Origin of the sequence: Bacteroides nordii, from assembly GCF_019930665.1 — a bacterium.
GTDB lineage: Bacteria > Bacteroidota > Bacteroidia > Bacteroidales > Bacteroidaceae > Bacteroides > Bacteroides nordii.
In genome coordinates this window covers 4570886-4596221 of record NZ_CP082886.1, presented here as the reverse complement: position 1 = coordinate 4596221, position 25336 = coordinate 4570886, and the positions used below count along the sequence as shown (strand labels likewise).

Below are 25336 nucleotides of genomic sequence, written 5' to 3'. Positions count from 1 at the left end.
TTATTGTTTAAATCGAACATAAGCTTTGATTGTACCACATCGCTTCTCTTTTGATGCTGCACCTGGAGATATGGTATATTGGTTGATTGAAGCCGGGATAATAAATGTCTCTGCATAATGAACAGTAAACGGTTCGAATGCTCCGTCGGGGCTTTCCACTATTAATTCGTCTCCTTCAATTACATTTAAAACATTAACGCTATTCCCGGTATGGTGCAAAACCTTGCCGGTGAACCAGTGGCGGCGTGTCTCTATAAATTCATTTTCGTGTAATCCGGTACGTTCTTCATACCAACCTTCTCCTTCTGCAATCTTTTCCACGTGATTAACCAGATACCGGCGTGTATAATCAGTCTGTCGTTCCCATTGAATTACATTAGCACCATGTCGGATGTTTATGGGACGAGGACGACCGTCTAACCCTAAACGTCCCCAATCCCAAAGTTTAAATGTGAAGATACTTGGCGTTGCGCTAATTTCGAGCACCATTGCACCCGCTCCGGAACAATGGATTGTTCCGGCCGGAATCAGGAAATGATCATGTTTTTTTGCCGGCCATTGGTTTACATACTTTTCTGTATCGAACTTCTTCCCTGTCTTTTGCGATTCGTGCAGGGCTGCAATCATTTCTTCGGGATCTATGCCTGTCTTTATTCCTAAAAAGACAGTTGCACCCTTTTGTGCATCTAGCAGATAATAGCTTTCATCCTGTGTATAGGCCATGCCGAATGTATCCCGGATATATTGGGTTGTAGGATGTACCTGCAGGCTGAGATTGCCTCCTCCCATCGTATCCAGAAAATCAAAACGAATCGGAAAGTTTTCTCCGAAACGGGCTTCTACCGGTTCTCCCAAAACTTCACGAGGTTGATAGAAAATGAGATTATTGGATGGCATTTCAAAGAGTGTTCCGGAAATATTCAAATATAAGCTGTTTTCTTCGGGGACACAGTCAAAGCACCAACCGAAATTGGCTTGCGTCTTGTCTAAATCGCAGACTTCTTTCATCCATTGGCCACCCCATGGAGCCGGGTCGAAAAACGGGACTACACGAAAAGGAGAAGAAGCTGTTTTTTTAAGACCGGCTTTCCAGGTCTCTCCTTCGATCATTTTAGGGAGATCACTGATATGGGTATCCAGCCAATAATCAACTTTATTTAATAGCCTCTTTTTAAGGTTATCGCATACTATCCAATCTATAAAATAACCTCGTTTGTAGTGAAGGGAGGGGGCAACCTCTTTGTCTCTAACTCCTAATCCGTTCACTTCTTTTCTCCGGAAGCGTTGCTGTATTTCCCAACGTGCCATATCAATGTACATAAGTAGGTCCGGGTGAGGATAAACCTCTGCTGCTCCATGTCCGCATAAAACAATGAGTCCGTTCGTATGTGTTATTTGTTCACGGCAGGCTGCCACCTTTTCCGTATCCAGGAAGTTTTTGTAAGAAAAGTGTGAAGTATACCCGAATAAGCTGTCTTCCGTCATATAGGGTGCTGTCATACGCTCAATATCTTCTGGTGACTTAAACAAGTTTTCCGTATCAATCAATAGTGTCGGAGATAGTTCTTTAAAATAAGAAAGAAGTTCTTGTTTATTTACTCCCTGATAACACTCTACTACAAAAACCTTTCGGAAATCACCAGTTACTCCTGTTTTCTTTAATTTATTCAGGATTTCACTCCATCCTATCCATATCTTTCCTTCTATACGAGTTGAAGGGGTCTTGTCATAATTACTTTTTCTCATTTTGCCGAATTGTTTTTCTGCAAATATACTTTACTTATTGCTTTTTTTGAGGTATATTTGTTCTGATCTTCTTATACAATCTTATGATTTTGTACTATGGTAAGAATAAAGGAAGGGTTTAAAGGAGAGCGATTTGTATCCCTGCCCGAAAATTTGTTAAGAGAATATAGTAAAGATCCTCTGATAGAGAATCTCTATGTACGTAAAATCGGTTTTTTCCCGAAGGTGAAATATCATTATGTGCAAAAAGAATCGGGTACAGATTATGCAATGCTGATATATTGTGTCGACGGAAAAGGTAAGTATCATATTAATGGGAAGACGTATCAGATACGGCAGAAGCAGTATATATTTATCCCTCCCCATGTCCCTTATTCGTTTGAGGCCGATATAGATGAGCCGTGGACCATCTACTGGCTTCATTTTAGCGGTAAATTAGTGCATTCGATTTTTACTGTTCATATATCTCCGGGGATTATTCTTTCGGATGAACACTCGCGTCAGCAAGTTCGTATTGAGCTGTTTGAAGAAATCTATAATAGCTTTTCCATGGGATATATCAAAGAATATTTTGCTTATTCAGCGATGTACCTGTACTCTTTCTTATCTACGTTCATTTTTCAAGAGCAATTTCGGGATATCGGTGTTCCCAGACATAAGCCGCTTTCATTTTCTATGCGGGTGATTTACTATCTGCAGGAAAACATAGATCGTAATTTGACATTACAGGACTTGGCCGGATATTTTAAATATTCGGAGTCTCATTTTTCGGCACTGTTTTTGAAAGAGACCGGTACTTCTCCTATCAACTATTTTATTCGACTGAAAATTCAGAAGGCTTGTCAATATATTGAGCTTACCGATATGAAATTGAATGAGATAGCTCTACGGCTTGGATTTGAAGAACAGGCTTATTTCTCCCGGGTCTTTACCAAAGTTATGGGAGTATCGCCTACTGCTTACCGAAAAAAAGAGATCAGTGAATAAACAAAGTGCCCCGCGAAAGTTGGACAAAGAACTTTTCCGGGGCACTTTATTACTTTTTACATACCTTCAACAGACAGACTTCCTCTGACCCTTTGAACAGAACGTTATATCATTATTTTACGGGTGCGGAATTGCTTAGCCAGAGTTCTAAGATTCCTCCTTTTGCGTATTCTTTGTGCGGGAGCAGGCATTCTGACAGTTCTTTACCATTGAGGGCTATTCTCTCAATGTAGCAATTCTCTTTGCTGTTGTTATGGCATTTAATGATAAACTTATCTCCATTGGGGTAATACTTTTTATCCAACCGGATGGTGATTTCATCAAATACGGGAGACGTAATATCATAAACGGGTTGGATGGAACAAGTTCCGTCTACACTGAACATTCCTATTGACATGAGGGCACTTACTCCTCCCATTTGACCCTGATCTTCGTCGTGTCCGCCGTAACCTTTATCAGGGGTAGTTGCTCCGTATGCTTGTTCGTTGACACGTCTTACCCAGTATTGTGCCAGGTCTGGTCGGCCTGCTCTGTTGAATACATGGGCATTCGAACACCCTGGTTGATTGGCGTAACTCACATATCCATCGCGATACCCATATACGAAATCATCTTCTTTGGATCGCTCGAAAGCCTCATTCAGTTTGGTACACAGAGCATCTTTTCCTCCCATTAATTCTGCCAGTCTACTTAATCCATGAGATATTCCCCATGTAGCCTGCCAGGCATTGGCTTCTATCCAACCCTCTCCGCTTAAAGGATCTTGATGTAACCATTCTCCTTTATTGCTTTTGGGCATCAACAGGTTGATTTTATCGCAGAAAAGGTTTTCCCAGCCTTGGGACCGTTTCAGGTAGAATGCCGCATCCTTCTTTTTCCGGAGTTTTCCAGCCATTTGAGATAGTGCCCAATCCTGAAAGGCAGCTTCTATCGTCCATCCGGCATTACCCGGAAAATAACCGTTCTGTTCATAGAAGTCAATTTGCTCTTTAGAACCTAACATTCCTCCGCCTTTATGGTTGTTGACCATTGCTTTATAAGCAGCTGTCGGAGTTGTTTTGGTTAGCATGTCTTTTTGATAAGCAGCGGTCAGTAAGTTGGTAGCCGGGCAAGATGACATGATGTACGAATATCCACCAAGGTTGGGTCCCCGAGGCAACAGTCCGCCGTTTTCGGCATATTGCACCAGACAGGCGGAAAAGTCATCTAAAACTTCTGGCCATGCCAATCCCCAGAGTACATTCAAATTCCATTGTGAGAGCCAAAATGCATCTGAATTATACATATGGAATTTTACTTTTCCATTTGCGTCCTTAGGTAAGGTTCTTTTTTTGAACACGGCATTTACTGTATGTTTACCTTGTTGTTCTCCTTGTGTATAATCCGGATAGTCACCGGAATAATCGTCTATTTTATGACGTCCCAGCAACACATGCCAGAGATCCGTATAAAATTTGATTTGTTGGTCTTTTGTACCACCTTTCACTGCTATTTTTCCCAGATAATCATTCCATTCTTTTTGTGATTGCTGATGCACTGCATCAAAGTCCCAATGATTACAATCCATTTCCATATTGAGCCGTGCATTGGCTATGCTGGTATAGGAAATAGCCACCTTTACACAGATTTGTTCACCTGTTTTAGCTGTAAAGCGTGCTTTGATACCTGAAGAAGGTGCATCCCAATACGTCATGCCGGTGGCATTGCGCCGTGTCGGTTTTTCATGGCTTGTCAGAGATTCTATGTTCCGGTATTCTGTTTGGTTATCCCAACCATCTATGGCTTTCATTGGTTTGCTAAATTGCATAACGTAATATACTTTTACATTGTCGGGACCTCCCCATAGTCTTCCCATGGTATTGACGGAGCCTTCTATTTGCTGATCGCTGACCTTTTGGATATTTGCTTCGGTCATGGTTATTGTACCTACATATCCTCCCAGATTGAGCAGTATATCTGCAAGGGGAGCATCGTTGCAATAGGTAAAGCGATAAAAACTTACCCTGTCTGTGGCGGTTTGCTCTACCCATAGGTTATATCTGTCTAAAAATAGTTTGTGATAACCCGGGCGTACTGTTTCTCCTTCATGTGAGAAGGATGATTTCCATCCCTCTTCTCCCTGCTTGGTGGACACTTCGCCTGTGGTAGGCATCAGTACAATGCCGCCATTCATCCAATCGTGCAGCTGCGGAAACCCTAATATTTCTTTAGAATTATAATTGTATCCGCCGCCGTACTGGTTTTTGTTTCGTGTCATAGGAGCTGCGCTAATCATGCCAAAGGGCAGGCTTCCCGTAACAAAGAAGAAATATCTTCCTCGTGCAGTCTCGATATAAGGGTCTACCTTTTCTACAAAATCATGATATCCCTCGATGGATGGGTAGACTTCCACTTCGGAGAGCCCTACATTGGTGCCCATTGCGTCCGTACTTTCAATACGAATAAAAGAGCTGAGTTTCGTAGGGAAATCAATCACCTTTGGAGCACCGTCGTTGGGAATTGAATTTACGTAGATTTTAGAATGATCGCTGAAGTGGATAGTAACTCCCGCTATCTGACTCTGGGGATTGGGGCGGTCGTACAAAATAATTCTTTCTATCGGCTGTGCTTCGTCCCATTTTAATTCTATCCATGGATAATCAATATACCCCCAAAATGTCTCTTTACTCTGAGAACGCCATTCTCCCTGATCGTACAGGCGGATTGCTCCGTCGATAATCTTTTCCGGTTCGAATCCGGGCATGAAAGAAGAGGCTTTTACCTGTGCGCGAGTTGCAATATTATAAGGGGTAGCATATGCGCTGACAAGTGGGAGTAACCATACAAAAACAAGTAGAGTTATCCGGCATGATTTGCAATGGATAAAGAGTGGCTTTTCTTTCTTTTTCATTTTTAGATTCTGTTAGTTATTAATAGGCAGCGTTGTTTTCGACAACTGTTTGCAAAAATAGTGTGTATTCAGTCTATTTCAAAGTCTATTTGTTCTGAATCTCTTATACTATCTTATGATTTCCGGTTGCTTGTCATTCTAATGCCTTTTTATCTCCTGTTCTGTTGTGGTACTGTCTATATTCAGGTTCATTATTCAATTGGTGTCTTTGTGGAATTTGTTTCAGCATTTGTTTGGTATCTACTTGTGGCAAAGATGTTTAAGAAGTAGTTTGCAGTGTCTGTATTTAGTGAATAAAGAAGAAAAACACCTAATTCGTCCGAAAAAAGTGTGCTGATTTACATTATTTCGTCCGAAAAAGTGTAAGTTTACTCATTATTTCGTCCGAAAAAGTGTAGTATATGGAAAGGAAAGCAATTAAGCAATTAGAAGATTGGAAGCGTAGGGAAGATCGTAAGCCTTTAATCATAACAGGAGCAAGGCAAGTGGGGAAGACTTGGCTGATGAAAGAATTTGGTGCAGCGAACTATAAACAAGTTGCATATGTGAATTTTGAAAGTAATCAGCAGATGCGTTCTTTATTTGAAGCTGATTTCTCTATTGACCGTATTTTGCTTGCGATAGAAGCAGTAACGGGCGTGAAACCTCAGGCCGAGGATACGCTGATTATTTTTGATGAAATACAAGAAGCGCCCAAAGGGCTTACTGTATTGAAGTACTTCTGTGAGAATGCTCCCCAATATCATTTGATGGCAGCCGGCTCATTGTTAGGTATTGCTCTTCATCAAGGAACCTCTTTTCCTGTTGGTAAAGTCGATTTTGTAGATATGTATCCCATGACTTTCCGGGAATTTCTGCAGGCATTGAACGAAGAGAAGCTTCTAAAGTTGTTGGATAATAAAGACTGGCAACTGATCAGTATGTTTAAGGCACAATTGATCAATTTGCTCCGCCAATATTATTATGTGGGAGGGATGCCGGAAGTGGTACTTTCTTATATAAATACACATGATTTGAATCGTGTACGTGTCTTGCAAAAGGCGATCTTGAATGCTTATGAACAGGATTTCTCAAAGCATGCTCCTGCGTCTGAAGTGCCGCGTATCCGTATGGTGTGGAATTCCATTCCGTCACAATTGGCTAAAGAGAATAAGAAGTTTATATACGGTTTGATGAAAGAAGGAGCTCGTGCCCGTGAGTTTGAACAGGCTATAAGCTGGCTGGTAGACTGTGGATTGGTATATAAAATACATCGTATTAAGAAGGCGGCGATGCCCTTGAAGATATATGAAGACTTATCGGTGTTCAAACTTTACATGTTAGATTGTGGTCTGTTAGGTGCATTGGTTGAAGCTCCTGCTGCTGATATGTTGGTAGAGAATAGTATTTTTTCAGAATTTAAGGGGATGTTTACAGAACAGTATGTATTACAGCAATTGATTGTTTGTCCGGAAGTGTCTGTTTATTATTGGAGTAGTGAACGTTCGGATGGGGAGTTGGACTTTGTGTGTCAGCTGCCTGACAAAATATCGCCAATAGAAGTAAAGGCAGAGGAAAACCTGCATGCAAAAAGTTTGCGTTCATTTATTTCCCGATATCCGGATCTTAAGGGAATACGTTTCTCTATGTCTGATTATCGGGAGGAAAGTTGGATGACAAATGTGCCGTTATATGCTTTGCCTTAAAAAAGAACTCCCCCAACATCATCCATTTAGGATCGTGTCGGGGGAGCCTCACCTTATGTTTGAGAGAATATAAAAAGGAGTTTTACTTTCTTACCGTTCGTGCTTTTGGGGCAGATTGGGGTTCGGGCAATGGGTTATCATCCGGACCGGGAGTAGTAGTCAGCGTTGTAAAGCTACTGTAACCACTACTGTATGAGATACCATTCTTGTTTTTTGCATAAGCTCTTACATAATAATAGGTTGCTGCTTTTAATCCGGAAATCTTAGTAGAGAAGTTAGTAGCTACCTGTGCTTTTGCATAGTTCTTTTTCGCTTCATCTATTACCGGTTCCGAACTGTTTTCACTCCAGCAGAAACCTACTTCAGTGACACCGGCTCCTCCGTCATTCGAAATGTTAGCTGACATATCAGCTGTATTTGCAGTGATGTTCTCTGCCGAAGGATATCCTACGGCAGGGGTATAGGTAGCAATTGTAACGAAACGGACGGGAATACTGTAAGTGATCCCTTTTTCATTCTCTGCATATGCGCAAATATAATAAGGAGTAGCCATGGTAAGATTTACTATTTGAGTCTCAAAACGCCCGCCAGCATCAGAACCGGTACCCAATTCTTTCTTATCAAGACAGTTTTCCAGAGTTGGAGTAGCATTACTGGAATCCGACCATACAAAACCTTTTTTAAGGATACTCAATCCTCCGGTATTGGTGATGGTAGCCTGCACAGTAACATTATCATCATTAATAATACTCATTGTCAGGTCTTCCACTTCCGGTGCACTGTTTAGTTGAGTGGTAAACTCTGTCACGGGACTATATGCCACTCCGTTTACGTTTTTGGCATAGGCTCGTACGTAGTACTTGATACCTTTATTCAGATTAGAGATCTGCTTGGTGTAGGTGGTCAGTTTGCCAACTTCAGTGATGTGATCGTTATCGTTTATGTTAGGTGCAGATACTTCGCTACTCCAACAAAAGCCGATTTCCTCTATATCTCTGCCTCCATCGGTAGTGACTTCTACTTTCACGGTGGCTACTGTTTCACCAATATTATTTATAACCGGTACAGCGAGAGTAGGAACGTGGGTTTGTACGGTATGGAATGATGTTGGATTACTGTAGAAATAGCCGTCGACTGTTCGGGCATAGGCAGTTACATAATAATTGGTACCTTCTTGTAATCCGTTTATGGCTATGTGGATGTTATTTCCGCTACTCGTATCTTTTTTAGGCCCACCTTCCATATCTACACCCGGCTTGGTGGAGAAGATGTCATAACAAATCCCTTTTTCCAGAATCTCCGTACCTTCGGGCACGGTAATAACGGCGGTTACTTCAGCTGATGATACAGTGATATTACTGATCTGTGGTACTGTTTCAAAACCCACTACCTGCAGATTTTGTGTGGTAAACTCTACCACCGGACTGTATCCTATGCCTTTATCATTTTCTGCATAAGCCCGGAGATAATATTTCGTACCGGTATTCAAACCTTCCAGTAGTTTAGAAAAGTCGGCTGCTCCTAAAGCAACTTCTTCTTTCAGATTGTCTATGGTAGGAACCTGATTCTCGGCACTCCAACAGAAGCCACGTTTCAGTATCGGATAGGCTGCATCCGGCGTTACAGCGCGAGCAGTAGCCAGTGCTGTATAGGCTGAAATATCACCAACCGGATTGCAGGTAACTGTTGGTACTTTCAATGCATCTGTAGTAATTTCGATACTTTCGGCACTGTATCCGGTTTTACCCGTTTTGTTTTTAGCATAAGACCGTATCAGATAAGTGGTATTTGCCTTTAGATTGGTTAGTTCTACAGTGAAGGCTTCGGATGTAAAGCCTGATGACGCGTTCTTTACGATATCATATTCAGTGGGATCCACATTGTCCTCTTCTGTTTTTACCTTGTAAACTACTCCAAAATCTGTCAAGTCGCTACCACCATCATCGGTTACACCACTGGTCAGGATAGCTCCCGTTTCGCTTTTGCTTTCGGCTACAGGTACATTGAGAGTAGGTGCTTCACTGGCGAGTGTACTAAAGCTTATCACATTTCCTTTCACTTTGCTGTATCCGGTACTGGCATAAATGCAGTAGTAATAAGTTTTTCCGATAGACAGGCCTTCCAGTGTTACAGTGTACTGGTTTTTGTCTTCGGCCTGGGCTTCTACCTCCTTTGCATTGTTCATCGAACTCGATTCGGCATAGAGAAATCCTATCTTGCATTTTCCCACGCTCTTTGGGTTTTCAATGGCCGAACCTGTCAGTACCGCATCATATCGCGTCAGTCCGGTAGCATTGTTTGTCACCAGTGTAGGCGCATATATCATCGGTTCCTCGTCCTTATCACATCCTGCCGGTAAAAGCAGGATGAGGGTAAGGAGCAGGTACCTGATTATTTGTATCTGATGTTTTTGAATCATGTTGATACTTCGTTATTTTTTTACCATTACTTTTTGTCCTTCAAGGAAGTAGATGCCCTCTGCCAGTCCGTTCACTTCGTTGCGGCCTTCCTGAGCTTCGATCACTCGTATGGTACGTCCGCTGGCATCATAAATAGGAATGGTGCGGACAGCATTACTTTCGATATAGAGAATGCCGTTTGTGCTGTATGTCCGGGTGGCTTGGTCCGGGGTCAGGATCATGCTTCCGATACCGGTGATGCTGCCTCCATCGCCACCAATGCTGTATAGCCGTGGAGCGGATGCAGGAGCGGCTTTGGTCTGTACATAGGCCTGGAAGGGGGCTACGTCGGCATAATTACGGATAAATACACTACCGGCGGGATAGTCTTTGTTACCATCAAAGTATGAACTTGTTTCATTTAAAGAATATACCTGTTCGCTTTTTTCAACTGTAGCATAAGTTGGTACAAGACTGTAGTTGGCACCCTCTGACGATTGTAGGGCACTTTCGGTAGGAGCAAGTAGAACACCTGCGCCATTTTCTGCAGAGAAACGAACATTACCGGTAATATTATTGGCTTCCGGATAGGCCCGGTTGTTAGGCATACAAATGAGGTAAGGTTTATTGGCCTGTATTGAAGTGGCTGAGACATATCCGGTTGGAGTAAGTTCGTATAACCAGAATGGCAGGGCTGTGTCATCCGTTTCTAAAAGGGTATTGCCGAAAGGTGCCAGTGGGGTTCCGGTAGCGTCGGGTTCGGTAGAGTACCGCGTATACGTAAATTGATCAACATCAAACGGTAATACGATGGTTTTCCAGCCAGCTGGTGAATTGTACCCACTCTCTGTATTGAAGTTTTTGTAGTAATACACTTTCTTTGCTTTTAACTCTTTGGCAATGCTGAATTGGTTTCCATCTGTTTTGATCTCCATTTGGTCGGTAACACCTCCCCGGAAGATGTAGGTGAAATTGTATTCTGCATTGGATGCTACACTTCCATTTTCAGGAATGTAGAGGTAGGTCGCTGCAGAGAATACATTATAAGGAACTTCCCAACTGGGGTTCCATACTACGGTATTTAAGTAGGATTTGTAGGATCCTTCAGATGAATTATAACACCGGAAAGCTCTTTCTCCAATCTCTGTTACGGTAGCCGGTATTTCAATATTATTGATAGAGGTACTTTCAAAAGCTCGTTCTCCTATCTTTTCCAGATGAGGAGGAAGAGTAATACTTTTCAGTTGAGTACATCCGTTAAAGGCCCAGTATTCTATTACTTTTAAGTTCTGTGGGAGTTGCATTGCATTGATTCCACTGTCACGAAATGCATGGCTCCCTATTTTTTCCAATTTAGATGGTAATTGAATTGTTTTTAGTTTGGAACAGCTCCAAAACATGCTATTTGGTAATTCGGTCATATTGGTAGGGAGAGTAACTTTGGTAAGTTCGTTACAGTTATTAAAGCAACGATCTTCTATGGTAGTTACTGTTTCGGGGATTGTGATTTCCTGAATACTACTGTATTGAAAAGCTCCCTCTTTTATGGTTGTTACACTTGCAGGGATATTAAAAGTGGCAATTTTACATCCATAAAATGCATTTTCCGCAATTTCTGTAGGTTCTGCACCTTCTGCAAAATGAATGTTAGTGATATTACTGTTTCCAAGTCCACTGATACGTGTAATGGTTTTAGGAAATGTAATACTGGTGAGGGGGGTATTTTCAAAAGCATTTTCCCCAATTTCTCGTATACCATTGTTAATTGTTACTTCTGTGAGTCCAGAATTGGCGAATACGGAACTGTAAAATGAAGTAATGGTTCCGGGAATCGTTATTTTAGTGAGTTGTGTACATCCTTTAAAAGCTTGATGTCCAAGTTCTGTAAGTGCTCCCGGGAGAGTGACTTCTTTTAATGATGTACAATTACTAAAGGCATCTTGAGGGATAGAGGTTAAAGAAGTAGGCAGATTGATGTTTTCCAGAGCAGAACAACCTGTAAATACAAAATTTTCCATTTGGAAAGCAGTGTTATTTTTAGGGAGAGTTACATGTGTCAGTTGTGTACAGTATGCGAAAGCATAACGTCCTAACTTTTTAACAGATTCCGGTAAATGAATTTCAGTAATAGAGGACCCTTGAAAAGCTTCCTCTTTAATTTCTTCAAGTTTTGATGAGGCGGAGATATTGACTGTTTTTAACGAGTTACATCCGATGAAATTTCGTCTATCAATTCCAATTACATTATCCGGTATAGTAATACTTTTTAGGTTGCTACAGCCATTGAAGTCGGGCAACCATCCTGTTAATCCAGAGGGGAGTGTAATTGATTCCAATTGTGTACAGCTCCCCAAAGAACCTACTTCAGTTACACTTTCGGGGATAACCAATGATTTCAATGAGCTACAACCGTACATATTTCCTAATTGAGTTAATCCATTTGGAAGTTCTAATTCTAAAAGACCACTACATCCATTGAAAGCGCTGTTTATTACTTTTAGTGTAGTGGGCAATGTAATATGCTTAATAGAAGTTGCACCGGAAAACATATATGAATACAATAAGGTAAGACCTTCCGGCAAGATGACTTCTTCCAGATTAGTACAGTCAGCAAAGTTGCTACCACTATTATATTGACTGGCGAAAGTACATCCATCATAGGTGAAACTATCTGTTAGTGTACTTGGTAAGGAGGCTTTTTTTAATGATTGACAGCCCTTGAAAGTATATTGCCCCATTATTTTGACTCCTTCCGGAATAATGATTTCTTTCAAACGACTGCATGCATCGAATGAGTATTCTCCGATCCATAGCAATGTACTTGGAAGTGTAACGGTTTCCAATGACGGACAGTTGGATACGCTATATCCGCTCCATGTAGAATAAGATCCGTCTTTAGTATAACTTCCTAACCCTACAACGTTCTTAGGAAATTTTAAATCTATCAGATTGACCATTCCCCGAAACATATAGCTGCCAACTATATTATTCTGAGTCATATAATCCTGTCCATTATATGAGGTATATGGAGTACCTCCTTCTACAATGGTTGCATTGGTCAGATCGAGTCTTTCCAGATTTCCTGCGGTAGTACGTATTAATGCAATGTCTGTACCGTTCAGTGGGCCGCTGATAATAAGTTCTGTAACGGTTTGTGTCTCTTCAGAAGACAGATACGATGAGAGCGTTCCTGCTGTTGTTACTGTTATTGTTTTGGCTTGTACGCCTATGCTGAGGCTGAATGCAGCTACAAGCATGATAAAATAGATACTGATTCGTTTCATATCTGGATATTTTTATTTGTTATCAATTGGTTCCGGTGTGGGATTATCTCCTTCTCCGGGTTCTACTTTGTCTCCCGGTTCGGTAGTCAGCCAGGCTGTGTTACTATATCCTGTACCTACATCGTTGGTGGCATAGGAGCGTATATAGTAAGTAGTGCCCGGTGTCAGTCCGGTGAGAACAGTTTTCAGTTCTCCTCCTGGAGTGATGGATACATTGGTACATCCTGCTTTCCCTATTTCAGGATTTTGTTCGGTAGCACTCCAAATAAAGCCTTGGGCTGTAACTGCTGCACTCCCTTTGTCACTAATACCGGAAGTAATAACTAATTTTGTAGGGAATGTTCCCGAATTATACACACCGTTCATTGATGGTTTTTTACCAAGAATTGGATCATCTGGTGTAGGGTTATCGCCCGGTTGGGGAGGTAATGCAGTAGTCGTTATATCACCAAAGGGAATATAACTAACTCCATTCCGGTCTTTATTCTTGGCATACGCAGCTACGCTGTAAGAGGTACTATGTGTAAGTCCTGTAGCTGTTGCGGTGAAGGTATTTCCTGTCATTATCCCTTTAACATGATTCCCTTTAATGTTCGGAGTTTCACCGGCAGGTGCCCAGCAGATACCATAATCGGTAACGGTAGCTCCTCCGTCATTGGCAATAACAGCACTAATGGTGATCCGATCGAATTTGACTAATTCTCTTTTTCCTTCTGTCAAAGTAGGTGCATAGGTTTGTCCTGTCATAAAGTTGATGGGCTGACTATATCCGGCTTCCTGCACTTTATTGTTTTTGGCATATGCACGTACTATATAGGAGGTGCTGGGATTCAGTTCGTTTAATAATGCTTCAAAACTATCTGCACTTCCTGATGCGACGGCTTTACCTGTATTGTTTTCCAGGGTAGGTGTTATTCCATTATTACTCCATACAAACCCTCGCTCGGTAATGGTTAAACCGCTTCCTCCCGCATCGGAAACGAATGCTTTGGCTTTGGCATTATCGTCCTGAATGTTCATTACTGTCAAACTACTCACTTTGGGTGCCGTATTTGCTGCAGTCAGTAGAGTGGCAGGTGCGCTGCAATATCCGATTCCTTTACTGTTACGCGCAAAGGCTTTCACATAATATCTCTGCCCGCCGGTCAGTCCGGTAAGATTAACCGTTATTTTACCAAGATCTGCACTCTCGGATAAAGCCGTTTGTACATTTGCCCCTCCTTGTTCCGGGTTTTGATTGGTCAGACTATAGTAGATTCCCCGTTCCTGCACTTCACTTCCCCCATTAGAAATGATAACGGCAGTGATGGTTGCCGAAGTTTCCGTGACATTCTTGAAGACAGGATTACCAATCTCGGGCACAAGTAATGCACTGGTAGTGAATTCTACTTCATTACTGTAGAATGTGTCATCGCGTGTAGTGGCATAAGCACGGGCATAGTAAGTGACGCCTTCTTCCAATGCGGTAAGTCTGGTTTGCATTTGGTTACTTTCTCCGTTGAAAGGTTGCGGATTATCTGCCTTGGTAGGGTTATGTTCCTTACTATAGCAGAATCCTTTTTCTCTGATTTCTGCACCTATTCCCGTTGCTACCAGAGCCGAGAGTACCGCCGATTCGGAAGTAATATCCGATACAATCATTTTCGTCAGTGAAGCAGTCTGCTCTTCGACAGTGGTAAATTCTATCGGAGAACTGTAACCGGTTCCTTTTTCATTGGTAGCATAGGCGCGGAGGTAGTATTTCGTTTTGGAATTCAATCCGGTCACTACCTTGGTAAAGGTACTGGTTGCATCAGCTGTTACCTGATTTTGCCCGTTTTCAATCACTACAGGCAGACGATTTTCCGCACTCCAGCAAAAGCCGCGTTCTTGAACCGGATACCCCCGTTCGTCAGTGACGGTTCCTGTTACCTCCAGTGTATAGGAAGTCAGTTTATCCGGATTGGGCGAAGCGATTGTAACAATAGGGGTCATTAGTTCATCCGTTTTCAATGTAATGACCTGACTATATCCGGTTCCGGTTTTATTGGTGGCATATGCCCGTATGGCATAGGTTGTATTGGATTGCAGATTGATAGCAGTACCAGTGAAAGGATCCTCTTTTCCACGTGTTGCCGTGAGGGAACCCAATACTACGTTATCGCTCTTGGTCGGGTCGGGGTCGCCTTCAATATATATTTTATAAGCAAACCCACGAATGGTCGGAGTATCGTCACCGTCATCGGTCACCTGGCTACTAAGTGTCAGGGTAGTCTCATCTTTACTGATAACGGTTGGTACGCTTACAATAGGAGCAATGCTTTCTTCTGTAGTGAATGACTGTACCGGGCCTTTTACCAGTGTATTGCCGCTTTTAGCATAAATACAAAAGTAATACTGGGTACCCGGTTTTAATCCTGTAGCTGTTGCCCGGTATTGATTACTGCCGTCAGATTCTTCTGTGCCAACAAAGGATTCTGCATCGGCCATGTTGTCTGAGGTGGCAACCATAAAGCCGATATCGCATTTCACGATGCTGGACGGATGGGGGATGGCTGCTCCTGAAAGAACGGCTTGCACCCTTGTCATTTCCGTCACGCTACCACTGGCAAGCGTAGGCGGATATGCCAACGGCTCGTTGTCTTCTTCGCAGCCTGACAAGAGTAGCACCCCACACATTATTATATATAGGAATTTCTTCATCTCATTTTACGTTTTGGGGTTAGAATATCATACCGATACCGGCACTTATTTCGTGATATTTGGCATTTACTGTGTGATACCCCGCAGAGATCAGGAATTTGTTGAAACGCAGAATACCACCTAACTCGAAGGCTACTCCGGTGGGAGATTTACTTGTATCCTTTACCTGTATCCCCTCAAGGCTTTTTCCACTTTCATCCTCAGCCCGTTCATCCAGTTCATAAGATAGAGTACGGCTGCCGTATCCGGCTCCTGCATAAAGGTAGATCGTCTTGTTGAGGCGACGGAAATATCCGGCGGTAACTGACATACGCGATTGGTGGGTGACTCCTTCTTTATAGAACGGAGGTATACTTCCGTCACCTATTGTGCCATTTTCGTTGCATTCCAAGTCGCTCCCTGCCGAACTAAAGTCGCTACGGAAACCGATGTAGAAGCCGTTCTTGTTTTTACCAAATCCTAACATAGCGCCAAAGGTAGTAGAGTTCGGGTTGTATCCGGCCTGCAGCAAGACAAGTGTATTCATTGGGATTTTTGGCTTGATAGTAGATATCATCCGGAAAGTGGGACGTACCGTTTCGCCCGCAGCTACAGTCAGTACAGTGTCTATAGGGAAATAAGTTTCCTTTTCGATGCGTACTTTATACTCTTTGATAGCCATGCGATCACTGCGGTAAGGGGTTGTACCTACGAGAACTGTGTCTATGTAAACTTTGGCATCCTGTTCGGGCAGGGAGAATATCTCCATATAGCCGAACTTGGGTTTCAGCACTACACTTTTGGTTACCGGGCTGCTCCCTAAGGAAATAACACCTGCTTCGGGTTGGTACATCGGAGCTTCTACACGATACGTATGATCTCCTTTGGGCATGGTAGCGTTGAACAGACCATTCTCAACCGGCACCTGTTCATCGTCAATATAAATATTGGCGGTAGCAGGTTCGGGGCGTACTACGATGAGCTGCATGTTGTTTTCAACTACAGGCTTATCTTCCCGATCACCGGTGTTGAGCACCATTTCGTATACGGTGGCTTTTTCGATGATGTCCGGATAGAAGTAGTTTCGCATAATACCGAGTTCGTCATGTAAAATGGAGATACGGCGGGCACCTCGTGGGACGTACAACCAGATTTCTCCTGTTTTGTTTTCACGTGCCGTGATTCCCAGGGCGTCCGGTTCAAACATAAGGTCTTTTACATTGGTCACGATACGGATAAGTGCACAGACTTCACCGTTTTGGTCCCGTTTGGGAGCTGTGACGCGGGCAGTAATGTCGCTTTCCATACGTTGGAAAGATGCTACGTTGATTTTTCCTTGTTGCGCAAGCACAGGGATGGCCGGGCAAATAAATAGAAGAATGGTAAATAGTAGCAACAGACGTTTAGTAGTGCTATTTGACATGTTTGTTTCTGTAATTTAGGATTAATGTATTTTTCGAACAAATATAATTAATGTTTATAAATGAACCTCTTTTTATCAAATAAAATGATCGGATAAGTTTGATTTTTAACTTATATGTAGTCGTTTTGTAACGGTTTTCCGTGACAAAACTTTTCTAGTGCGATGGCTATCGGTGAAATTGATTTCTTGCTGTACGGTTTTGAATGTATTTCACCACAGAGGACACAGAGGGCACAGAGTTTTAAATCTTTTAAAATCAATTAGACAATTACTCTGTGCCCTCTATGTCCTCTGTGGTGAAAATCAGAAGTGACTTAAATCTATCAGCCCGAAATCCGGATCTTTCTCCGGTTGCCAGGTACGTACATGAATAACAGGTTCTTTGGGGTTATTGAGGTCCACCATTAGAAAGAGATAACCTGTATCGCCATAACTGGACGAGAAGTAGTCCTGCTTGATCTGAATGCCATAGATTTCGCCTCCTACTCCCGATTTGCGTACCTGATTGTCAGCAAAGCGAAGATTGATATATTCGTTTCCGGCAAAGATGTGTTTCAGTCTTTTCATGAATTCACTCTTTGTCTGACGGGTATATTTTACAGCCTCTTTGCTCATCGGTTGCCCCTCATTTACTACTTTGTGTTTCAGCACCGAACCGGTGATAATCAGAGCATCATCCGAGAATATACTGTTGATGTAGTCATAGCGTTTTAATGCATAGGCTGTTTTATAACTTTCAAGGAAGTTGATCAATACTTTACGTACATCGTCTCCCCAGGAAGTCTGATTCATAATATCATCAACAGCCGGTTTGTTCAGTCCGAAGGAGATAGCGTCTATTTTACCTTCTTGGGTCATGGTAAATACGATATCTTCAACGAATGTGCGGCGATTACCATTGAAGCTGAAGCTCATAGGGAGACTACGGCAGGTTATCTCACCATTGCATTCCAGATATTTTAGATCCGGTTCCTTCACTATTTTGGCATTGCCGTATTTAATCAGTTGGTTGAACATAGTGAAACCTTCCGGGGTACAAATAGATTGTATATTGGCGTAGTTTTTGGAGCGGATGGCGTTTTCTACCTCTTTCATTGTGCTCTGATAGACAGTAACTTCTTCGTTAGCCAGATAATGCATGGCGGATTCTGTTTGTTTGGCGCTATCGCCGGAAGCTGCCAGCAATGTTGTTGCTGCCGGAGTTTCTCCTGGTTTAGGCTCCTCACCTGTTAGTTTCAGATAGCAGTTGCGCATGGGGATCGGATTGACTGACTGCATGACTTCGGCCAGTTCATTGTCGATATTAGACTCGCCTTCAAACATATACTCCGTTTTTATCTGCATTCCTTTGGCATTGGCAACGGCAGGCATTTCGATAATTCCCAGTCCGTCTTTTGCTGAGAAGATATTCGACCAGTCTCGTCCGTCAAAGTAGGTATAATCGTAGTTGCGGGCAGGTTGACCTTTGTAGAGCACTTTCAGATCGATTGTTTTCAGGTCACCATCGATGTGGACGTCGTTTATGGAAACCTCCAGATGAGAGAAGATAGCATTCATCTGTTTGGGAATCCAATTACACAATAGCTGATCTTTCCCTTCTTCGTCTTTCATTGTGAGAAAATTCCCGTCAGGATAGCTTTGCAGTAGGGTCAGTGCCCAGTAATAATAGCGTAAGGCATCAGCTACCTGTGCTTTTTTCTCAGCTTTTATCGCTTCTTGAGTAAAGTCGAGCAATTTTGTTTTACGCCCCTCGAAGATACGTTGTATCTCGCTGACTTTAATGTAGCGCATTACCGCAGCTTCCGGTTCGTTCTGTATTACGATACGCCGGGTATTGTTCAGTGTTGCACGTGAATAGGTGTTGATGACCGATTTGAATGTTTCGTCTACGGTTGCTTTGTCTCCGTCTGTACCTCCTTCCGTCAGTTGGCTGAACTGGCTGGATACATTGGTAGATATCTGGCTTATTAATGCCGCCAACGCTTCGTTATCGGCTTTTTTGAGCGTAGAGGCATTGCCGGTTCCCCAAATATATTCCTTGCTATTCTGTATTTCTTCTACAGATTGCGCACGGAGCAACGGAGAGGTGAACAGTAATAAAATAAAAAAGAGTAGCGGTTTTCTCATATTGTTTGTTACTTTATAAATAGAATCTATATTTCCGCAAAAGTAATAACTTTTTTATGATAAATCCACTAAAGCCAATCTCTTTTTTATTCACCGTCCGGTTTTATTTTGTCGAATATTCGGAATAATTCTTCTACCGACTCTGTTCTTAGCATAGCAATGCGGGTTTCCCGGAAATTAGGAATACCTTTGAACAGGGGAGTTGCAGCCAGGTGACGGCGTATGTGAATGATTCCCCGGCGTTCGTCCAGGCGGGCTACGCTGTTGAGCACTTCTTCGCGAAGCACATTCAGATACCATTCAAAGGTTTCGGGAGGAAGTTCGGTTCCTGTTTCCAGATAGTGTTTCACCTCGCGGAAGATCCAGGGGCGCCCGATACTGCCCCGGCCAATCATGATGGCATCTACTCCGTAACGGTCGAAACATGCTTTGGCAGTTGCTGCCGAGGTTACGTCTCCGTTACCGATGATCGGAATATGCATGCGGGGATTGTTTTTCACTTCGCCAATAAGAGTCCAGTCTGCCTCACCGGTATACATTTGTGCCCGGGTACGTCCGTGAATGGCGAGTGCGGCAATACCACAGTCCTGTAGTTGTTCTGCCAGATCTACAATGATTTTGTGGTCGGCATCCCAACCCAGGCGGGTTTTTACTGTAACAGGTATCTTTACGGCATCTACTACGGCGCGGGTGATCTCCAGCATCTTTGGGATATTCTGCAACATTCCTGCTCCGGCGCCCTTACCGGCCACCTTTTTTACGGGACACCCGAAATTGATATCCAGTATATCAGGTTGTGCCTCTTCTACAATCCGTGCTGCTCCTACCATAGCTTCGGTATCTTTTCCGTATATCTGTATGGCAACAGGACGCTCTTCGTCGCAGATAGAAAGTTTCTGCGTAGTCTTGTTGACGGAGCGTATCAGTGCATCGCTCGAAACAAACTCCGTATACACCATATCGGCTCCGAACTTTTTACACATCAAACGGAAGGCAGGATCTGTCACATCCTCCATCGGGGCAAGGAATACAGGGCGTTCGCCCAAATCTATGTGGCCTATTTTCATTTACGGTTTACTTAATTTTACGATTTGTGATTGAAGTAACTTTCATTATCGCTACAAAAATACGGAAAAAAGCCTACCTTTGTACTTCTTGATTTATTTAACTGATTGAATTATGAGAAAAAACTCGGGGAAGACCGGGGAGATAATAAGCTTTCTATATAATAAAAAGTGTATGAGTTTTAGTTTGAATGATTTCGAGATAATGGCTCCTGTTGGTTCCCGTGAATCACTTGCAGCAGCCATTCAGGGAGGTGCCGACTCTATTTATTTTGGTATTGCAAATTTGAATATGCGTGCCCGTTCGGCCAATACGTTTACCATTGACGATCTGCGCGAAATAGCCCGGACCTGTGATGAACATGGGATGAAGAGTTATCTGACGGTAAATACAATTATTTATGATAACGATCTGGAGTTGATGCGCACTATCGTTGACGCGGCGAAAGAAGCCGGTATTTCGGCTGTGATCGCTGCCGATGTGGCGGTGATGAGTTATGCCCGCCGGATCGGGCAGGAGGTACATCTTTCTACCCAGCTGAATATATCCAATATAGAGGCTTTGAGATTCTATGCCCAGTTTGCCGATGTGGTAGTGCTTGCCCGCGAATTGAATTTGGAGCAGGTGGCGGAGATCTATCGTCATATCGTAGAAGAGAATATATGTGGCCCTTCGGGCGAACAGATTCGTATTGAAATGTTCTGTCACGGTGCTTTGTGCATGGCTGTCTCCGGTAAGTGTTATCTTTCGTTGCATGAGATGAACAGTTCTGCCAATCGTGGTGCCTGTATGCAGGTGTGTCGCCGTTCTTATACGGTGCGGGATAAAGAGACGGATGTGGAGCTGGACGTCGACAATCAGTATATAATGTCACCCAAAGACCTGAAGACGATTCATTTTATGAATAAGATGATGGATGCCGGTGTACGGGTGTTCAAGATAGAAGGCCGTGCCCGCGGTCCTGAGTATGTGCGTACCGTGGTGGAGTGTTATAAAGAGGCTATCAAGGCTTATCTGGACGATACTTTCACTGACGAGAAAGTGGCTGCCTGGGACGAACGCCTGAAGAGTGTGTTCAATCGTGGCTTCTGGGATGGATACTATTTGGGACAGCGTTTGGGAGAGTGGACTAAGAACTATGGTTCGGCAGCTACAGAACGTAAGATCTACGTAGGCAAAGGAGTCCGTTATTTTAGTAATATCGGTGTTGCCGAGTTTCTTGTAGAAGCAGCCGAATTGAATGTGGGCGATAAGTTATTGGTAACCGGACCGACTACCGGAGCTTTGTTTGCTACCCTCGAAGAGGCACGTGTTGATCTTGAACCGGTACAAAACGTAAAGAAGGGAGAACGTTTCTCCATGAAACTCGATAAGATACGTCCGAGTGACAAGCTCTACAAACTGGTTTCTGTGGATGAACTGAAAAAGTTTAAAGGCGGGTTGTAAGGAGAGTTATCACTTTACAACCCTATCACTTTATAACATTACAACCATGAATTATATTTACGAGCTGGAGATGAAGGTACGCGATTATGAATGCGACCTGCAGGGCATTGTCAACAATGCCAATTATCAACACTATCTGGAGCATACGCGTCATGAGTTCCTTTCTTCTGTGGGTGTCAGCTTTGCTGCATTGCATGAGCAGGGAGTTGATCCGGTTGTTGCCCGTATCAATATGGCTTTTAAAACTCCATTGAAGAGTGGAGATGAATTTGTTTCCAAACTCTATATGAAAAAAGAAGGTATCAAGTATGTGTTCTATCAGGATATCTTCCGGAAGAGTGATGGCAAAGTGGTAGTGAAGTCAACCGTTGAAACCGTATGTGTCGTTAACGGGCGTTTGAGTGATAGTGAACTGTTTGACAGCGTCTTTGCGCCCTATTTGCAATGAGTAGTCGCGAAGAGTGCATTTGTAGCATTGCCCTGACGCAGGTTCCGGGCATTGGACATATCTGGGCAAAGAAGTTGGTGGATGGCATTGGAAGTGCTGCTGATGTTTTTCGTTTCCGGCAGGAACTTCCCGAACGTCTGCCGGGAGTGAACAACCGTGTGGTGGAGGCATTGGATTGCCCACAAGCATTGGTACGTGCCGGAGAAGAGTATGAATTTGCGGAGAAGAACCATATTCAATGTCTTACTTTGGCCGATGAACGTTACCCTTCCCGTCTTCGCGAATGTGATGATGCCCCTATTGTTCTTTTTTTCAAAGGAAATGCCGATTTGAATGCGCTTCGCATTATTAATATGGTAGGTACCCGCAACGCTACTGAGTATGGTAAACAGCTTTGTGCTTCTTTTCTCCGCGATTTGAAAATCCTCTGTCCGGAGGTACTTGTTGTAAGTGGGCTGGCTTATGGTATTGATATTCATGCACACCGTGCGGCCCTTGCCAACAGCCTTCCTACCATTGGCGTATTGGCGCATGGGCTTGATCGTATTTATCCTTCCGTCCATCGGAAAACTGCTGTTGACATGTTGCAGCAAGGTGGTTTACTGACCGAATTTCTCACCGGGACCAATCCCGATAAACATAACTTTATAAGCCGTAACCGTATTGTAGCAGGTATGGCAGATGCTACGATCGTCGTGGAGTCTGCTGCTAAAGGCGGTTCACTGATCACTGCCGATATTGCCGAAAGTTATCATCGCGACTGTTTTGCTTTTCCCGGACGTACGATGGATGCTTCTTCTATCGGCTGTAATCAACTGATTCGTGACAATAAAGCAGCTCTTCTTTTGTCTGCCGAAGATTTTGTGAAAGCCATGTGCTGGGATGCTTCTTCACAGTCCCGGAAAGCGGAGAATGTTCAGCGGAATCTCTTCCCGGAATTATCAGAAGAAGAGCAGCGGATTGTCTCTCTTCTGCAAGCACAGGGGGCTTTACAGATCAATACATTGGTAGTTGAAGCCGATATTGCTGTACATAAAATGAATGCTATCTTGTTTGAACTTGAAATGAAAGGGGTGATACGGATATTGGCAGGCGGAATGTATCAGTTACTTTAATGATAGGCATAAAAAAAGGAGCAACGCCTTGCTCCAACCTTTGTTAACCTTAAATCTAATACTATGAAAAAAATCACAGTACAAATGTAAGGCTTCCACTCTATTCCTCCAAATATTTCTTTCAATATTGGTTCTCTTTTAAATTCTTTCACGGTTTTTCACTGTTATCGTACACAACCCTATTTAAAAGGGGGTGTCAGAGATCGTCCGGTATATAAAATTGTACGATTCTGATATAACATCCGGTATACTTTTTCGCGCAGGAAGTGCTTAGGAGTAGCCTCGTTACTATTCCCCGGTATGGCTCGTTGTTTGAGTCAGGAAGCAACAAGCCGTTGGTCAGTATGCAACTGTGTTTTACATGTACATGTAAAGCAGTACGACATGCACATGTGGAGCAGTACGACATGTGCATGTCGAGCAGTGAAACATGTACATGTAAAACAACGTTGCATACCGGAGAACCATACGTTACTCTACGAGATAAGGTTTTATCCATACCGGGGAAGGCAGAGGCAGTAATGACAAATGCTGTTATCATCAGATGAAACACGGGCTTATGCGGATTTTCGCAGAATGGACGACGATTGTTGCTGCCATCCCTCTGCCTGCTGTGAAAATGAGTGCTGACCTGCATTGCAATAATCAGCATCGCCTGTCATATCTCCCCGTGTGGGAAGTACTCCGGAGTTGCAAATATCTGTCAATCATTTCACTGTATGAGACATTCTTTCTCAGATTTAGTATTGATTCTGCTTTATTCTGGAATCTCTTTTCTATATTTGCTACCTGTTTAATGTGTTGTTATGAAAAGCCGTATCTGCATCATATCTATTTTAGGATTACTTCTTATGATACCCGGGGCAAACTATGCTCAGGGCACTCGTCCTATTGTAAAGAAGGATACGGTAAGAAGTAGTTATATTTATTTCTCTTTCAATCAAGATGAGATAGATCCGGATTATCTGGATAATAGTGAAACGATTGCTACCCTTGATGCTCTTTTGGCTGATTCTTTGGAAACGGCACATCCCGATTCTTTGATAATAACTTCATTGATAGTGCCGGAAGGCAGTCTGAAATTCAATGCCTGGTTGGCTGCACGGCGTGCCGAGGCAGTGAGAGATTATATAAACGAACGTTATCCCCGTCTGCATACTAAGTTTGTACTCTGTCGTAAAGAGACAGATTGGATGGATTGGCGTACTTTGATAGCGTCCGATCCGGGAGTTCCTGATCAGGAAGATGTGTTGCGTCTGATAGATTATCATCATTATGATCCGGCAAAGTGTGAAAAGCTTTTGCAATATCTTAACGGCCAGAAACCCTATACGTATATTCAGGAATCGCTTTTACCTCGCTTACACCGGACGGAGATACAGGTGAGCTGGAATTATGCCGATTTGGTAGCTCCGTTGAACGGGGTAGAACCTGTATCCGGCTTTGCATCGACTGTCGGACAACAGTCTCCGGCTCTTCTGACAGAATCTATAGAACCGGAGGACGCCGGATCGGTTTTAATTACTCCGAAGCGGCGAAAGACGATTCTCGCATTCAAAAACAATCTGCTTTATGACATTGCTTTAGCCCCGAATCTTGAGTTGGAGATACCCTTGGGACGTCGTTGGTCAGTGAATGCCGAATACAAATGCCCTTGGTGGTTGAATAATGAGCGTAATTTCTGCTATCAGTTAGTATCCGGTGGCATTGAAGGACGTTGTTGGTTAGGCAATCGTCGCACGCGTGATCCCTTGATCGGCCATTTCTTCGGATTGTACGCCGAAGGCGGTAATTATGACTTTCAGTTTGGCGAAACAACAGGTTATCGGGGAAAGTATTATGCTGCCGGTGGTCTTAGTTATGGATATACCCGGCGCATAGGCCGCCATTTTTCGTTGGAGTTCAGCTTGGGGGTAGGCTGTCTGACTACTGACTTTCACACCTACCTTTCGGACCAGGGAGAACTAACTTGGAAAGACACGCGCCGTATTGTTTACATCGGACCTACAAAAGTAAAATGTTCTTTAGTGTGGCTTATTAGTGTAAAACGATAGAAGTCT

Annotated in this window: 15 protein-coding genes; 6 read left to right on the top strand and 9 right to left on the bottom strand. The window is 43.1% G+C overall.

Going from position 1 to position 25336, the window contains the following annotated elements; translation table 11 throughout:
* Nucleotides 1-1746, bottom strand: a complete 1746-nt coding sequence (locus K8P02_RS17920) for a class I mannose-6-phosphate isomerase (RefSeq protein WP_002558406.1) — start codon at nt 1744-1746, stop codon at nt 1-3.
* Between the two features lie 96 nt (nt 1747-1842).
* On the opposite strand from K8P02_RS17920, the gene K8P02_RS17915 reads away from it, so the two are divergent.
* Nucleotides 1843-2733, top strand: a complete 891-nt coding sequence (locus K8P02_RS17915) for an AraC family transcriptional regulator (protein ID WP_002558405.1) — start codon at nt 1843-1845, stop codon at nt 2731-2733.
* Nucleotides 2734-2845: 112 nt separating this feature from the next.
* On the opposite strand, the gene K8P02_RS17910 is transcribed toward K8P02_RS17915, so the two are convergent.
* Nucleotides 2846-5623, bottom strand: coding sequence for a GH92 family glycosyl hydrolase (locus tag K8P02_RS17910; protein WP_002558404.1), 2778 nt, complete (start codon nt 5621-5623; stop codon nt 2846-2848).
* A gap of 401 nt (nt 5624-6024) precedes the next feature.
* On the opposite strand from K8P02_RS17910, the gene K8P02_RS17905 reads away from it, so the two are divergent.
* On the top strand, nt 6025-7308 hold the full coding sequence (locus K8P02_RS17905) for an ATP-binding protein (RefSeq protein ID WP_002558403.1): 1284 nt from the start codon (nt 6025-6027) through the stop codon (nt 7306-7308).
* An 82-nt stretch (nt 7309-7390) separates the two neighbouring features.
* Here the strand turns inward: K8P02_RS17905 and K8P02_RS17900 are convergent, their stop codons facing one another.
* The 6 genes from K8P02_RS17900 to dusB all read right to left on the bottom strand — a co-directional run bounded on the left by K8P02_RS17900 (nt 7391) and on the right by dusB (nt 20269).
* Nucleotides 7391-9727 (bottom strand): fibronectin type III domain-containing protein, encoded by a 2337-nt coding sequence (locus tag K8P02_RS17900; RefSeq protein WP_195349268.1) that lies wholly within the window; start codon nt 9725-9727, stop codon nt 7391-7393.
* A 12-nt stretch (nt 9728-9739) separates the two neighbouring features.
* On the bottom strand, nt 9740-12991 hold the full coding sequence (locus K8P02_RS17895; RefSeq protein WP_025866849.1) for a leucine-rich repeat domain-containing protein: 3252 nt from the start codon (nt 12989-12991) through the stop codon (nt 9740-9742).
* Nucleotides 12992-13003: 12 nt separating this feature from the next.
* A complete protein-coding gene (locus tag K8P02_RS17890; RefSeq protein ID WP_044158031.1) occupies nt 13004-15673 on the bottom strand; it encodes a hypothetical protein in 2670 nt (889 codons plus the stop codon).
* A 19-nt stretch (nt 15674-15692) separates the two neighbouring features.
* Nucleotides 15693-17075 carry a PEGA domain-containing protein gene (locus K8P02_RS17885; RefSeq protein ID WP_025866851.1) on the bottom strand — a complete coding sequence of 461 codons (1383 nt, stop codon included), beginning with the start codon at nt 17073-17075 and terminating at the stop codon, nt 15693-15695.
* Between the two features lie 303 nt (nt 17076-17378).
* Complete coding sequence (locus K8P02_RS17880) at nt 17379-19202, bottom strand: LPP20 family lipoprotein (protein ID WP_002558398.1); 1824 nt, start codon at nt 19200-19202, stop codon at nt 17379-17381.
* Between the two features lie 86 nt (nt 19203-19288).
* A complete protein-coding gene (gene dusB / locus K8P02_RS17875) occupies nt 19289-20269 on the bottom strand; it encodes a tRNA dihydrouridine synthase DusB (RefSeq protein ID WP_025866852.1) in 981 nt (326 codons plus the stop codon).
* Nucleotides 20270-20441: 172 nt separating this feature from the next.
* Between dusB and K8P02_RS17870 the strand changes: the two genes are divergently transcribed.
* From K8P02_RS17870 to dprA, 3 genes are read left to right on the top strand one after another with little or no spacing between them, the layout of a single operon-like run.
* On the top strand, nt 20442-21713 hold the full coding sequence (locus K8P02_RS17870; protein WP_025866853.1) for a peptidase U32 family protein: 1272 nt from the start codon (nt 20442-20444) through the stop codon (nt 21711-21713).
* A gap of 46 nt (nt 21714-21759) precedes the next feature.
* Complete coding sequence (locus K8P02_RS17865) at nt 21760-22161, top strand: acyl-CoA thioesterase (RefSeq protein WP_025866854.1); 402 nt, start codon at nt 21760-21762, stop codon at nt 22159-22161.
* Nucleotides 22158-23276: a DNA-processing protein DprA gene (gene dprA / locus K8P02_RS17860; protein ID WP_002558394.1), complete on the top strand. Its 1119-nt coding sequence runs from the start codon at nt 22158-22160 to the stop codon at nt 23274-23276. The genes K8P02_RS17865 and dprA overlap by 4 nt, the downstream gene beginning before the upstream one ends.
* 557 nt (nt 23277-23833) lie before the next feature.
* Here the strand turns inward: dprA and K8P02_RS17855 are convergent.
* Nucleotides 23834-23983, bottom strand: a complete 150-nt coding sequence (locus K8P02_RS17855) for a hypothetical protein (RefSeq protein ID WP_155896524.1) — start codon at nt 23981-23983, stop codon at nt 23834-23836.
* Nucleotides 23984-24082: 99 nt separating this feature from the next.
* Between K8P02_RS17855 and K8P02_RS17850 the strand changes: the two genes are divergently transcribed.
* Nucleotides 24083-25330: a DUF3575 domain-containing protein gene (locus K8P02_RS17850; protein WP_195349264.1), complete on the top strand. Its 1248-nt coding sequence runs from the start codon at nt 24083-24085 to the stop codon at nt 25328-25330.
* Nucleotides 25331-25336: the final 6 nt, after the last annotated feature.